Source organism: Campylobacter concisus, from assembly GCF_002092845.1.
GTDB lineage: Bacteria > Campylobacterota > Campylobacteria > Campylobacterales > Campylobacteraceae > Campylobacter_A > Campylobacter_A concisus_AQ.
The window spans coordinates 49,450-63,915 of the sequence record NZ_LVXF01000023.1 but is presented as its reverse complement, the minus strand read 5'-3'; the positions used below and the strand labels follow the sequence as shown (position 1 = coordinate 63,915).

15 protein-coding genes are annotated in these 14,466 nt (G+C 34.5%); 1 reads left to right on the top strand and 14 read right to left on the bottom strand.

The window, feature by feature from the left end; all coding sequences use genetic code 11:
- Positions 1-54: 54 nt before the first annotated feature.
- Together A3854_RS05370 and A3854_RS05365 are read right to left on the bottom strand one after the other, a co-directional pair.
- The gene (locus tag A3854_RS05370; protein WP_084041635.1) at positions 55-2,874 is read right to left on the bottom strand and encodes a RecB-like helicase; all 2,820 of its coding nucleotides are present in this window, start codon (positions 2,872-2,874) and stop codon (positions 55-57) included.
- Positions 2,871-5,216, bottom strand: a complete 2,346-nt coding sequence (locus A3854_RS05365) for a PD-(D/E)XK nuclease family protein (protein WP_084041634.1) — start codon at positions 5,214-5,216, stop codon at positions 2,871-2,873. Before A3854_RS05365 ends, A3854_RS05370 begins: the two co-directional genes overlap by 4 nt.
- Before the next feature lie 151 nt (positions 5,217-5,367).
- Between A3854_RS05365 and A3854_RS05360 the strand changes: the two genes are divergently transcribed.
- Complete coding sequence (locus A3854_RS05360) at positions 5,368-5,955, top strand: flavin reductase (RefSeq protein WP_084041633.1); 588 nt, start codon at positions 5,368-5,370, stop codon at positions 5,953-5,955.
- A 112-nt stretch (positions 5,956-6,067) separates the two neighbouring features.
- Here A3854_RS05360 and A3854_RS05355 read toward each other — a convergent pair whose 3' ends face one another.
- The 12 genes from A3854_RS05355 to A3854_RS05300 all read right to left on the bottom strand — a co-directional run bounded on the left by A3854_RS05355 (position 6,068) and on the right by A3854_RS05300 (position 14,325).
- Positions 6,068-6,538 carry a FixH family protein gene (locus tag A3854_RS05355; protein WP_084041632.1) on the bottom strand — a complete coding sequence of 157 codons (471 nt, stop codon included), beginning with the start codon at positions 6,536-6,538 and terminating at the stop codon, positions 6,068-6,070.
- Positions 6,531-7,100, bottom strand: a complete 570-nt coding sequence (locus tag A3854_RS05350) for a hypothetical protein (RefSeq protein WP_084041631.1) — start codon at positions 7,098-7,100, stop codon at positions 6,531-6,533. The genes A3854_RS05355 and A3854_RS05350 overlap by 8 nt, the downstream gene beginning before the upstream one ends.
- Positions 7,101-7,206: 106 nt before the next feature.
- Positions 7,207-7,419, bottom strand: a complete 213-nt coding sequence (locus A3854_RS05345) for a DUF4006 family protein (RefSeq protein WP_021090794.1) — start codon at positions 7,417-7,419, stop codon at positions 7,207-7,209.
- Positions 7,419-8,282, bottom strand: a complete 864-nt coding sequence (locus A3854_RS05340; protein ID WP_084041630.1) for a cbb3-type cytochrome c oxidase N-terminal domain-containing protein — start codon at positions 8,280-8,282, stop codon at positions 7,419-7,421. The genes A3854_RS05345 and A3854_RS05340 overlap by 1 nt, the downstream gene beginning before the upstream one ends.
- The gene (locus tag A3854_RS05335) at positions 8,270-8,479 is read right to left on the bottom strand and encodes a cytochrome c oxidase, cbb3-type, CcoQ subunit (protein WP_021090915.1); all 210 of its coding nucleotides are present in this window, start codon (positions 8,477-8,479) and stop codon (positions 8,270-8,272) included. The genes A3854_RS05340 and A3854_RS05335 overlap by 13 nt, the downstream gene beginning before the upstream one ends.
- A 9-nt stretch (positions 8,480-8,488) precedes the next feature.
- Positions 8,489-9,154: a cytochrome-c oxidase, cbb3-type subunit II gene (gene ccoO, locus A3854_RS05330; RefSeq protein WP_084041629.1), complete on the bottom strand. Its 666-nt coding sequence runs from the start codon at positions 9,152-9,154 to the stop codon at positions 8,489-8,491.
- On the bottom strand, positions 9,154-10,641 hold the full coding sequence (gene ccoN, locus A3854_RS05325) for a cytochrome-c oxidase, cbb3-type subunit I (protein ID WP_084041628.1): 1,488 nt from the start codon (positions 10,639-10,641) through the stop codon (positions 9,154-9,156). Before ccoN ends, ccoO begins: the two co-directional genes overlap by 1 nt.
- Positions 10,642-10,733: 92 nt before the next feature.
- Positions 10,734-11,417, bottom strand: coding sequence for a response regulator transcription factor (locus tag A3854_RS05320; RefSeq protein ID WP_084041627.1), 684 nt, complete (start codon positions 11,415-11,417; stop codon positions 10,734-10,736).
- An 81-nt stretch (positions 11,418-11,498) separates the two neighbouring features.
- Positions 11,499-12,164 carry a sulfite exporter TauE/SafE family protein gene (locus A3854_RS05315; protein ID WP_257639875.1) on the bottom strand — a complete coding sequence of 222 codons (666 nt, stop codon included), beginning with the start codon at positions 12,162-12,164 and terminating at the stop codon, positions 11,499-11,501.
- Position 12,165: 1 nt separating this feature from the next.
- The gene (gene carA, locus A3854_RS05310; RefSeq protein WP_084041626.1) at positions 12,166-13,284 is read right to left on the bottom strand and encodes a glutamine-hydrolyzing carbamoyl-phosphate synthase small subunit; all 1,119 of its coding nucleotides are present in this window, start codon (positions 13,282-13,284) and stop codon (positions 12,166-12,168) included.
- On the bottom strand, positions 13,284-13,835 hold the full coding sequence (locus A3854_RS05305; RefSeq protein ID WP_021091020.1) for a DUF507 family protein: 552 nt from the start codon (positions 13,833-13,835) through the stop codon (positions 13,284-13,286). The genes carA and A3854_RS05305 overlap by 1 nt, the downstream gene beginning before the upstream one ends.
- Before the next feature lie 49 nt (positions 13,836-13,884).
- On the bottom strand, positions 13,885-14,325 hold the full coding sequence (locus A3854_RS05300) for an isoleucyl-tRNA synthetase (RefSeq protein WP_084041625.1): 441 nt from the start codon (positions 14,323-14,325) through the stop codon (positions 13,885-13,887).
- Positions 14,326-14,466: the final 141 nt, after the last annotated feature.

Genomic DNA, 14,466 nt, shown 5'->3' with positions numbered 1-14,466 from the left:
TGAGTTGTGATTGTATTTAAACAATGCTTTTATAAAGCTTAAATTAAGTAGCATTTAAACTTCAATATATGAAATTTTTCCATTAAGAGCGTAGAAGATGACGGCGATTATACTATGCTTTGGATAAAATTTACTTAATGCCTCTTTGTATTCTCCAACTTGTTTTTTATTTTCCTCAATATTTTTATCTGTTGTTTTATAGTCTATCACACAAATTTCGCTCTCTCCGATACAAAATAAGTCCATCTGTTTTAGTTCATTTTTTACTTTAAATGGTTGCTCTTTGTAAATTTCTTTATCTTTTATACACTTTAGAAATTTTGGCTCATTTATTAGCATTTTTGCCCGTTTAAAGGCATCTTCAAGTCTATCAGGTGAGAGAAATTTATAAAATTTATTTAGCATTAAACTCTTAGCTTTTAAAAGCGAATTTTCATCAAATTTCTCACTCATCTCAAGCAAATAGTGAAACGCTAAGCCAAAATAGATTGCCTCTAAATTTTTACCGCTCGTTTTTTGCTCTCTTGCCTCTACATCTTGCCTTTCTATCTTTAAAATTTCAGGCATTTTTTCATCTTTTGTAGCCTCTTTTTGCTCACTCTTGCTAGGTAAAATTTTACCAAAGCTAAACTCTTTTAGATCAAGATAGTCGTTTACTTCGCTTTTATCGCTTCTAGTATAAAAAGAAAAAAAGCTAGGGCTATTTCCACTTGGAGCGGCTTGTTTAATGATAATAAGCGACTTTGTAGCTCTAGTGAAAGCGACGTAAATTTTATTGATATTTTCTTGCTTCTCAAGCTCTCTCATTTGCTCTAACACACCAGCATACTCATGGTCAAAATTTTCTCTACCTAAAATTTTACTTTTTACTATCCACTCGCCTTTTTCGCTATATTCTGTTATAAAGTTTGAGTCATCGCCCCTACCCTTGCTCATCATATCACAAACTATCACGTGAGCAAACTCGAGTCCTTTTGATTTATGAACGGTCATTATCTTTACGCCGCCAGCATTTTTAGGGCTGATTTTAGAGCTAAAATTTTCAAGGTTAAAGATAAAATCGCTTAAATTTTTATAGCCACTACTTAGCTCAAAAAGCCTTAATATATCAACATCAGCCATATTTATATATAAATTTTTAGCTAGATAAAATAGGCTTTTTATCGCACTATCTTCGGCTTTTATTTTTAGCCTTTTAGGATTTGTATTTACGAGTGCTTTTACATTTTTTTCATAAATTTCTTCACCAAAAAGACAAAATTTCGCATACTCAATGATCGCTGCAACAAACGGTGTTCGCTTTAGCTCCAAGGTGCCTTCATTTACGCTTTTTATCTCCTCACTGCTAAGTACCTCTGAGATAAGACTGATGTCACTATTTTTCCAGCAAAGCACAGTTATATCACTTACATTTACGCCAGCAGCGATCAGCTCTTTTACTTGTGAAACTGCTGCACCCGCGATATCTTCAACGCTTAGCACACACAAGTAGCCGTAGTCATCTTCCTCGGCTTCAAAATAAGGACACTCGCCACTTACTTTGTAGCTTAACTCCTTATCTTTTTTAGCTGGTTTTTGCGGCTCAAAGCTAAGCCCATACCTATGATAAATTTCTTCAAAAATAGCGTTATTAAATTTCACTAAAGCCTTTAAGCTGCGATAGTTACTTGGTAAATTTTCTATATCTATCTGACTAAAATCACCTCCAAGCTTATCAAAAAGCTCCTTTTTACCGCCTCTAAATTTATAGATGCTCTGCTTCGTATCTCCAACGTAAAAGAAGCTTCCAAGCCCGTTTTGTCCGTATCCTGAAACGATTTCAGTGATAAGCGGCAAGATGATCTCATATTGGATCACATTTGTATCTTGAAACTCATCTATCAAAAGGTGATTTATACGGCCATCAAGCCTAAAGTAAAGCACATCTTTATCAAAATTTTCAACCAAAAGCTTAAAGACCAGCTTATTTATATCAGCAAAGCTTAAAGCATTTATCTCTTTGTTTAACTCTAAATTTGAATGTTTATAAACATTTAAGAGCTTGCTAAAACCGCTAAGTCTGTATCTTTCAACCTCCAAAATATACTCTTTTGCCGCCTCTTTTAGCTCGTTAAAGAGCCTATCAAGCTCACTTGTATAAATTTTACTAAAAGTGCGGTAATCTAGGCTCTCTCTTTCAAAGACCTTATTTTTAAAAAGCTCAAATAAATTTTGCTCACTAAATGTCTTTTTGGCCGTATCGCTAGCACCATTTTGCAAGGCTATATGTTCATTTATCTCCTTTTGCGCTGCTCTTACCTTGCTATCATCTGGATAGCTTGCACCACTATCTTTTAGCTCACCGCCAAAGCTCTCATAAAATTTAGCCAAAGTCTGTGAAAAGCTCGCCTCTTTTTGACTTGAGATTATCATCATGAGTGCAAGCTCGCTAAGAAGCTTTTGATCTTTGCTTACCTCTTTTACAAATTTTTTCCATGCCAGATCTTGCAGGCTATCTTGCACGCTGTAATCAGGACTAAGCCCTAAATTTTGACTAAATTTCTTTAGGATTCCAGAGAAAAATGCATCAAATGTATAAATTTTTAGCTCACTTTGCAAAAATCTATCAAGCTTCTCATCGCGTCTTTTTACGACCTCATCTTGGCTCAAACTAAGCTCTTTGCAAAGCTTATCAAGCTCATCTTTTTTGTTTTGCAAGTCTAAAAAGGTTGTGATTATGCGCTCTTTCATCTCATTGGCCGCTTTTTTGGTGAAGGTTAGAGCGATGATCTCGTTTATATTTTCGCCTCTAAGCACCAAAGCGATATAACGAACGCTTAAAGCGAATGTTTTCCCGCTTCCAGCACTTGCTTTTAGGGCTAAAAAATCTTTCATAACTCTCTCCTACAAAGTATGGCATACTCGCAAAATTTACAAGCTCCGCTTTTTCTTTCAAAATTTATCTTAGTGTTATTTATGCTCTTTAGATTTTCTATCTCAGCCTTTAGATCATCCACGCTTTTTTTTGAGCTGATAAGCACAGGTTCATTCTTTAGGGCAAAATAAGCACTTTTTACCTCGCTACCATAAAGTGCTTCATAAAATGCAAGCTGAAGCGAGTTCGCATTTGCCTCACCAGTTTTATAATCAAGTATAAAAGGCTCACCATTAGGGCTAGCATCGATCCTATCGATAATGCCTTTTATCTTTACATCACAAAAATCAATCTCTATATCTTTTTCACAATCAAGCACTCTAAAGCCAGCACTTAAACGTTCATTTTCAAACTCTGCGTATTCTTTAAATTTCTGCGACCAAATCTCAAACTCAAGCGAAGAAAAATCTTGCTTTGCAAGTATTTCTTTAAAAATAGCCAAATCAAATATATTTTTTTGTCTATAAAAATCACTTGTATAGTATTCATAAAGCGCCTTATGCACGCTATTTCCTTGCTTAGATCCTGGCTCAGTTGCTATGGCTTTTGCTCCTTTTATACCAGCTATCTTTGCGTAATAATACTTTCTTGGGCAAGTTAGAAATAAATTTAGTGTCGAAAATGATAGTGGTTTAGTGAAAAAATCATGCTCCAAAATGATCTCGTCATCGCTTAAATTTAGGCTTGTACTTCCTTTTAAAAATAATTTTAAATACGCCTCATCACTAAATTTCTCATCTTTTATTGTTTTGAAATTTTTTAAAAATCTTGAAGGAATACTCTCTTCGTTTAAAACACAGCTTATGGCGACCTTTTTGGCATTGTTTATAAGGCTTTCGTAGTAAAATCTCTGCAAATTTTCACGCTCAAGGTAGCTTATAAGCCCTGCCTTTTGCCTCACTTTTGAGTTTAAAAACATCTCATTTGTGCTTCTTGCTGGGATGAAGTTATCATTAAAATCAACTATGATCACGCCATCAAATTTCATTCCACGGCTCTCTAGCATGCCCATGACACTAATCTTTCCACCGCCCACATCATCGATGCTAAGGCGCGAGATATTTAGCAAGAAAATTTCACTTAACTGCTTTAAGCTAAAGTCAAAATACCTGCATAAATTTTCAATCCTAAAAAGCTCAAGCGCGAGCTTTTCTTCACATCTTGGCTCATTTTCAAGCGTTAAAAGCTCATCTATTAGCCCTTTAAATTTAGCAAAGTCGCAAAGATCAAAGTAGCTTGATTTAAATTTATTAAAAAGCTCTTCGCTTATGCCAAGCGTGCTCAAGATAAAGCCAAGCTCCTCGTAGCTCTCACACTTGCCTTGATCAAAAACCGATCTTACCTCTTCATTGATCGCTCTTGTGATGTAAAAAAGTACCTCATAAAATTTTGTATTTTTAAAGCTCTCGCCCATAGCGTAGTTAAAAATTTTATCTCTATCATGAAGCCTTAAAATTTCACTAAAACTCTCATCTGGCAATATAACAGCGATGTTTTCAGGCTTTATTCCATCACGCACAAACTCGCTCGCCTTTGCCATAGCGTAGGCACATTGCAGACTTCTAGTGGCAAATCGCTTTTCTAAGACTGGCTCAAATTTTTTGATATTTTCTAAGCAAATTAGCTCATTTGTCTTTAAATTTAGCTCATATTTTTTGTAATTTTCAATCTCGCCAATAGCTGAAATTTGCCTTATTTTATTGATTAGCTTTGTGTTGAAAACACTGGTTTGAAAGATAATTTTTAGCGCAGTTAGCTTTGAGATTTTCTCTAAAATTTCCCACTCAAACTCGCTTAAAATTCCATCTATGTGCAGTGAAATTTCACTAAAGCTTTTTATGTAAGCTTCATTTATGTTATAAATTTTTGGCAAGGTTATATCATCGTAGAGATTTTCTTGACCAAGCAAGCTCTCATACTCTTTTAAAACTGTTTCAAGTATGTTTAAATGCTCCTCAAAATTAGCGTAAATATCGTTAAATTTGATCTCAGCGATACTCTTTTTACTAATAGCTAGCTCTTTAAAAAATGAAAAAAGATAGTCATTATTTTTCAAAAATTCAAAAAACTCAGTTGGAATTTTAAGAACAGAGTTTGCCTTTTTGACGCTAGCACAGGCTCTATTCATAAGCACTAAAGCATAGGTGCTATCAATCTCAAACCTACCATCTACATAAACTACCTTTTTATAAAACTCAGCAATACTTAGGCTTTTTGGGATTAGTTCATCATTAAAACTTGCATTAAATTCACGAATCTTACGCGAGTTCGTAAATACAAAAAGTTGGTTTAGGTTATGCATTTTTCTCTCTTAAATTTTTAAGCAATGATAGCTAATTGCTTATAAAAGAGCGCTTTTTACGCTTAGGTAAAGCTTTAAATTTTTATCTAAATACATTAAAATTTTAAGCCTTAAAGAGCCAAAAGCTACAATCACAAAAAAAGGAGCAAAAATGCATAAAGAGTTAAACAGACAAGGTTTTTACTACGGCTTTCCGGTTTTGCTAGCCACCACAAAAGATAAAAATGCAAACGATGATATCACGGTACTTTCATCTTCTTGGACGTTAGGAAATACAGTGGTGCTTGGCATAGGCATTGAAAATCAAGGCTTTAAAAATATCAAAAATGGTTCAGATATCACGCTAAATTTATGTGATGAGGGTCTGTTAGAAGCTGTGCAAAAAATGGAAAAACTAACTGGTGATAGTGACGTGCCAGAAGAAAAAAAGAATCTTGGCTACACCTACGAGCACGACAAATTTAAGGTAGCAAATCTCAGCAAAGAGCCTGGCATAAATGCAAAAACCGTTAGGATAAAAGAGTGTAAGATACAGATAGAAACGGTTGTAGAAAAGATAGAGTTAAAAGAGTGGTTTAGCATCGTTACTTGTAAGATTACAGGCATTTTTGTAGATGAAAATTTACTAAAAGATGAAAAGATAGATACGCAAAAATGGCATCCACTAATCTATAAATTTAAAGAATATGTCGGCACTTGCGAGCGTTTGGCATTAAATTTTGGATTTAAAGAGATTTGATTTATAGTTTTATTTGATAAAAACTTAGTATTTTGGTTTTAAATTTAGCCAAAAAGATTAGTTTATTAAAGCTTTGAAATCTTTCCCAGATACCAAAGCTACGATTTTAAGATCATTTTGTGACATTAAGGTCAAATTTATAATACCTTGTATCATTAGTGTCACTTAGCCTTAAAAGTAGCTGCCATCTACCTTCTTTTAGACTTGTTTCTTCGCTTACTAGATCATTTTCTTGCCATGAAGCTCTTAAAATTTTATTTTCTTTATTTGTCTGTGGGCGGGTAAGTAAAATTTCATATTTTAAAGCTGAAATTTCTCCTTTTTTAGGAGTTAGATGAAATTTAAACTTAGCATTTAGGGTATTAAAATTTGGCTTAAATTTTAGATCAAATTTCTCATCAAAGCGTTTTTCACTCTCTTTGATAAAGGTTATGTTTTCATCGACATTTTGGTAGCTTTGCATATAGGAGCTATCCATCTCGACTGGATGTTTCATTGCTATAATGATCGTTACTGCGCAAGCGATAATGATAGCAATGAAGCTAAGCACGATAGCATAAGGCCAAAAGGTTTTTTTATCCATTTTTTACCTTTTTATAAAAGATAACAATTATAAAAAATGCAACCAATCCATAGATGAAAAATCTTAAAAAATTTAACGTAGTTTTATTTGAATTTCCAACACTACTTTCAAGCTGAAAATTTAAGTTAGATGCGATTTGCTCGGCAATATCAGCGTAGCCATTTAATATAGCAGCATTATAGACATCTTTGCCATTTTTAGAAACTAAAATAGGAATTATCGTTCCTGACTCTGGATTTACACTTAAAATTTGTTCTTTATTAAAAAGTTTTGAGGTATTAGCATCGGCAAAAATTTCTACTTTCTTTTTATCCTTTATAAGCAGTAAAAAGGCATAAGGCAAGCTAAGGTTTTGCTCTTTAAAAAGAGCTTCTAGCTCACCATCTTTATATACGCCAACTACTAAATTTATACCGCTTTTTGCATAAAGCTCACTGCCGATCTCATTTAGCTTTACACTTACTTTTTGGCTTAAAATTTCATCATTATTTATCACAAAATTTGTTCCCAAAGCCAAACTTTGTGAGAGCAAAAATATAAAAATGAGTATAAATTTTCTCACACCTAGCCTACAAAAAGGTGGTTTGATGTAAGCACTGACCACGCACAAATAGCTCCTGCAACAACTATTAGCAAGATTATGGCTTTTTCTATTATGCCTAGCATCACTACTCCTTTATAATGACATGTTTAGCGTTGTCAACGCTCTTCATCTCAATGCTACTTGCATCTTTTAATGAGTAAGGCTTGGTTGCTACATCTTTTTGCAAGCCAATACCAATATAAGTAAGTACGCCAAGGATAGATAGCAAAAGCAAAACCGCCACCAAATAACCGCTAATGCCATTTAAAGCAAAGATATTTCTATTTTTATTTTCCATTATTCGCCCTTTGATAGCGATATGACATATTCGCCAACTGCTTTTTGTTGTATCTCGTTTAATCTGCCATCATTAAATTTAGGCATAACACCGATGTTGCCGTTTTTACCACGATTTAGTACATCTACGATGAACTCGTTTGAACCATATTTACTAAGATCAGCCGACATGCCATCCATGCCTTTGCCATCATCTCCGTGACAAGCTGCACAAGCTGCGTAAAGCTCTTTTCCCATAGCTATTAAATTTTCATTTTTTGTACTTTTTATAGCACTTATCTCTTTAGCTACGTAAGCTGCGATAGCCTTTGCTCCATCAGCATCAGCTAGTCCTGCTGGCATCTCACCCATAGGATAATCAAGCCCTTTTGAACCATTTAGTATCGTATCAACTATTCCTTGTTCGCTACCCCAAATTTGTAAATTTGCAGCTTTGCCACCAATGCCATCGCCTGTGATGCCATGACATGCTGAGCATTGCACCAAAAATACGCTCTCTCCCATAGCATGAAGCGTTTCTTTGCTTGGGTTTGCATACTCTTTTTCAAATTTAGCGTTTGCCTCTTTTACCTCTTTATTATATTCACCGATTTGTGAGTAAGAATTTAGTGGATAACCAAGTAAATAATACCAAATCGCCCAAACAAGCGTTAGTAAAAAAACTACTGCCCAACCAAATGGAACTGGATTTTTATACTCGCCTATCCCATCCCAGTTGTGCTCGCTAAGCTCTACGCTTTCATCCTTTTTAACTTTCATTTGACCAACATACTTGCCAGCTACAACGACAGTTAGTACGATTATTAAAATAGCGCCTATTAGCGCAAGTAAATTTATATTATCTTCTAAATTTAGCCATTGCATACGCTCTCCTTTGTAGCCTTTTGCTCTAAAATTTTACTACCGATCTCATCATCTAGGGCTAATCTCGAATATTTCTCATAATTTCTTCTACCTTGCTTTTCACTTTTGTAAAGATGAAAAAAATAAGCGTACAAAGTGATAGCTAAGAATGCTGTCAAAATAAAATAGCCATAAGCTTGAAGTTCTCTAATGTCCATTATTAACTCCTATTTTAGGCTATTTAGATAGGCAATAAGTGCCACGATCTGGCGAATTTCACCCTTTGCAAAGGCACTTTTTACTTGCTCATCTTTCATACTTTCAACGATACTTGCAGCCTGCTCTTTCACGTTAGCATTTGCTTGCTCAAAAGTGCCAAGAGCTGGCATATCTTTCTCATCATAAGGCGTGTTAAAGACCTTTTTAACAGTTAGCGCTTCAGCGTAAGCAGTCTCTATATCAGCATTTTTCTTAAATAAAAATGGATATGCTGGCATGATCGAGCCTGGCACAACTGAGGCTGGGTTTAACATATGATTTTCATGCCAATCTGTCGTTCTATAATTACCCACACGCATAAGATCTGGGCCCGTTCTTTTTGAACCCCAAAGATGAGGACGATCATAAGCAAATTCGCCACTTAGCGAGTACATGCCGTATCTATCAGTCTCTGCTTTAAACGGACGTATCATCTGTGAGTGGCAGGTGTTGCAACCATTTTGTATATATATATTTTTTCCAGCAAGCTCTAAAACCGTATAAGGTTTTGTACCCTCAAGTGGTCTAGCTCTATTTGCAAAGTCAGGTAAAATTTCTACCACACCAGCGTAAGCTATGACAATAAAGACGCAAACTGCAAAAAAGAATGGATTTTTTTCTAACCAAGCAAACATCACATCACCTCCGCATTGGCTTTAGCACTGCCCATAGGCGTTGCACTTTTTGGCTCTGCCAAAATAGCTTTAGCAGAAGTTGATTTATAAATATTGTAAGCAAACATCAAAAAGCCAATCAAATACAAAAGCCCACCAATAGCTCTAATATAATAATAAGGTATAAGCACTACAACAGTATCAATAAATGAGTAGAGTAAATTTCCATAACTATCAGTCGCTCTCCACATCATACCTTGCGTAATACCAGCAATCCACATAGAAGCAAAGTATAAAACGATACCTGTTGTTTGTATCCAAAATTGAGCTTCCATTAAGGATTTTGAATAAATTTCACGCTTAAAGACACGTGGCGTCATATGATAAAGTGCTGCCATAGTCATAAAACCAACCCAGCCAAGTGCGCCATCATGTACGTGTCCTGGCACCCAGTCAGTATAGTGAGCTAGTGCATTTACAGATTTGATAGCTAAGATAGGGCCTTCAAGAGTTGAAAACATATAAAAAGTTGAAGCTAGAATCATAAATTTAATAAGCGGGCTCTCGCGAAGTTGTGTCCATTCGCCTTTCATTGTAAGAAGCATATTAATAGCTGAACCCCAAGAAGGTAAAATCAAAACAATAGAAAAAACCGAACCCATAGTCTGCATCCAATCAGGCACAGCAGTATATATTAGGTGGTGACCGCCAGCCCAAAGATAGATAAACATAAGGCCCCAGAATGAAAATAACGAAAGCTTATAAGAAAATATTGGCTGTCCGCTCTCTTTTGGTAAGAAATAATAAATTTGGGCAATGATCGCTACTGTAAATACAAATGCAACTGCGTTGTGACCGTACCACCACTGAACCAAAGCATCATTAGAGCCAGCATACATCGAAACTGAGTGTAGCCATGAGCCATATCCACTAACTAGTCTTGTTGGAATTTCCATGTTATTAAATAGATAAAGCATAGCAACGCCAAGAAATGTAGCAATGTAATACCAAACTGAGATATAAAGTGTTTTCTCACGGCGTATACCAATAAGTCCAAATATACTTACGCCCCAAAGCACCCAGACTACTACTACTGCGATATCTAGTGGCCACTCAAGCTCGGCATACTCCTTAGATGTACTCTCGCCCATAAAAAGTGTCACAACAGCTAGAATCATAACAAGTATATAAAGCCAAAAATGAAGCTTACCAATGAACATCAAAAACGGAGATTCACTCATTGATACTTTTAGGACACGCTGTCCTATGTAATACCAAGTGGCAAATATACCAGAGAGCATAAAACCAAAAATGATACCGTTAGTATGAAGAGGACGTAATCTACCAAACGCCGAATACTCACCAGCTATATAGTTTAGATCAGGACAGGCAAGCTGAAAAGCTACCAAAACACCAATAGCCATACCAACAATACCAAAAAATATCGTGGAGAACATAAAGAGTTTTGCCACACTATAATCATAATGTAGCAACTGGGATGGTCGCATAAATTTTCCTCCTAGTTAAATTTATATTAATTTTCGGTTATTTTAGAGTAGAAAAACTATAAAAAGACTTAATTAATATAAATTATCTTTTACTAAGAGAGTCTTCTATCTATTTTGTAACCAAGTCCAGGAACATTTTTTATAAAATTACTACCGACTTTATCCCTGACACGTTTAACAAAGGTCCTAATAGCAGCCTCTGTCACGCTCTCGCCAACCCAAACAACATTTTTTATTTCATCGTGAAGCACAAGCGTACCAAGTCTTTTTATGAGTAAAGATATAAATGCAAGCTCTTTTTTTGTAAGAGAAATTTCAACACCATCTCTGATAAGCACACGTTTTATTTTATTAAAACTATATCCATTTGTAACCTGAATAATATTTGCTGTTTCTATCTTATTTTTAGCAACATTTTCTAAAGTAACCAAAAAATCATCAAGATCAATCGGTTTTAAAACATATTTATCAATACCGACATCTATCGCTTTTAGAAGTGTTTCTTTTTCACTATTTGTGCTAAAAACTATAATAGGTGTATCTTTTGAAATTTCTTTAATGCATTTAGCCATATCAAGGCCATTCATTATAGGCATAAAAACATCTGTTATAACCATATTTGGATTATATTTTTTAAATTTCTTAAGTCCTTCATCGCCATTTTGAGCAGTGATAACTTTTTCGAATTTATCTCGCATAACTTCTTGTACTATTTTTTTACCATCTCCCTCATTCTCAACGATAAGAACAGTTAGATTATTAAGAATCTTGCTCATTTATTCTTCCTTTTTGGTTATATTTATCAAACTTCATAAATTTTGACTCAATTAACAATTATCTCTCTTACTTTAACTATCTTAGGCATTTGCTCTATATCCTAAAAATGATAAATAAATTCCATTTATTATCATTATGCTAGCCGAAATCTTAAACATTATGTCTTTAAATTTTTCATTTAAAATTCCAAATACAAAGCTAGCTAAAAGCATGGCTGGCAATGTACAAAGACCAAATACAAGCATTATAAAAGCCGAATCAATAAAATTTGCACTTAAAATCCCAAGTGCCAAAAAATAATAAACCACGCCACAAGGCAAAAAGCCATTTAAAAAACCAAGTAATAAAAAATTTGTTAAATTTTTCTTTTGAATCCTCGTTTTTGCAATTCTTACTACAAAATTAAGCGCCTTTTGATTCTCTACAAATTTTAAAAGCTCACCCCTAAAAAGTAAGGCAATACCGATAAACGCGATCACTAAGCCAACTATAAAAAATATAAGACCTCTTGCTTGCAAGCCAAAGCTAATGGCCGCTCCAAAGGCACCAAACAAAGCTCCTAAAACTACATAAGCAAAAATTCTAGCTAGACTATAAAGTGTGCTTAGCATTAAAATTTCTCTCTTGCTTTTGCCTTTAAAAAATAGAGTCTGTAAGCTTAAAAATCCACTACACATACCTACACAATGACTAAAGCTACTTAAAAATGCAACTGAGATAATCATGTAAAGGTTTATGTTTTGCATCTTATAAAATTTCTAAAAACTGCTTAAATATATATTTACTCTCGCTTGGACCGCCACTTGCTTCTGGGTGGTGCTGGACCGAAAAGATCGGATAGTCTTTGTATCTCACGCCTTCGATTGTGTTGTCAAATAAATTTCTATGAGTCACAACAGCTACTTCTGCGATACTCTCAGGTACGTTGTAGTTATGATTTTGTGTTGTTATCTCGATCGCTTTTGTCTCTAAATTTAGCACTGGGTGATTTGCTCCGTGCTGACCAAATTTAAGCTTATATGTCTCGTATCCAAAGGCGTTTGAGAGTAATTGATGTCCAAGGCAAATGCCAAATATAGGTATCCTAGCCTCAATCATCTTTTTGATCTCACCTATTTCGGCCTTTAAATTTTTTGGCTCACCAGGACCATTTGATAAAAATACCCCATTTATCTCACCATTTTTAAATTTTTCTATTAAAATTTCAGCCTTAGTATCGTGTGGTACAACGATGACTTCAAGACCAGTTTCACATAGCTCGTTTAAGATATTTCTCTTTACACCAAAGTCAAAAACAGCTATCTTTTTACCGATACTTTTTAACGGCTTATATGACTTTAAATTTCTGTCCCATGCGCCTTTTTTGTGCTCATATTCATCCATCGCACTAACTGTTTTTACGTAGTTTATATTTTCTATACGCCCGCTACTTTCAAGCCTGCGTTTTAGCTCATCTTTATCACTTATCTGCGTTGAGATATAAGCCATCAAGGCACCTTCATCGCGTAGCATCTTTGTGAGGTATCTAGTATCAACGTCATAAACGCCAAATTTACCTTGCTCTTCGAAAAATTTTCCCAAAGATTTTTGTGAGCGGTAGTTTGACGGAGTCTCGTTGTAGCTTCTCATTATAACGCCACTTGCATGAATTCTAAGACTCTCCATATCGTCTTCGTTTATACCTACTATACCTATCTCTGGCATCGTAAAGACGATAAACTGACCAGCATAGCTTGGATCGCTCATGATCTCTTCGTAGCCAGTCATCGAGGTATTAAAAACAAGCTCACCTGCACACTCGCCGTGAGCACCAAAAGCTTTTGCTTCTAAAAAAACACCATTTTCAATATAGATGTAAGCTTTCATTAAAGCATACCTCTTTTTTTAAGCTCATCTTGATACAAACGCTCAAAGACAAGATCATATTCATCAGTTCCTGGGATTAGCTTATGTTTATAATTTTGTATCATTTCATAGACATCATCTTCTATCTTCTCATAGCTTTTTAAGTACTCGTCTATTGAGTTATAAATCACATTTTTTACACGATTTTCAGATACATTATAATCAACAAGACCGCTCTTCCAAATAGTTTCAAGCACTTTGTGAGCGATATTACTAAATCTATCTTCGTGGGTTAAGATTACATCAAATTCACCTGCGAGCTTCTTTTTAACGAGCCAAAACATATTTTTGCGGTCAATTTGCATAGTTTGCATCTCGTCTTCATTTTTCTCCAAAAGCTCATTTACTCGCTCATCTAAAGCTCTTTCTTTTTGAATATCGACTGTTAAAATTTCGCTTGTTTTTGATACGATTGGCTCAATGCCTTTATTTAGTCTTACGAAACCACAATTTAGAAGATCTATTGCTATTTTATGTGAAATATACGGAACGTGTGGGAGTTTTAAACGCATTTTAAACCTTTAAATTTTTATGCCATTTTAACTAAATAAAGGTAAAACTTTACTTTGAAATTTTAACGACTTTATTATTATCGCTTCTTAAAAAATAAATTTCTCTTCGTCCATCATAAAGTATCTTTCCATTAATCTTTTGCTCATTTTCTAAATTTGATGAGATATCTAAAGATAGCGATTTGCTCATAAAATAATTCTCTCCTAAGGTGCGTCCAAAGTCAGGATACCAACTAAAAGCACAAACTATCAGCAAAACTAAATAAAAGGCTCTAAAAATTTTTCTAAATGGCGCGTAAAAAAAGCAATACCCAAATATAAAAAATACAGGCAAAAGCCATAAGAAAGGCACGTTATCAACAAAAACAACATTAAAATACTCGCTTATGCCATAGTAAGAAAAGTAGTTGTTGTAAATTCCAACAAATAACGTAAAAATAGGAGCAAGGACGAATATAATACCCGTAAAAAAAGCATTTAGAATTTTCATAATCTCTCCTTTTGAGTGAGATTATATTAAACATAAGCTTTAATATTACTAGATTGATGAAAGCTAGACTAAAATTCAAAGCAAAATGCTATATATGGACATCTATTACTTCTAATAATACTTTAAAAAACAGCTTAGCTA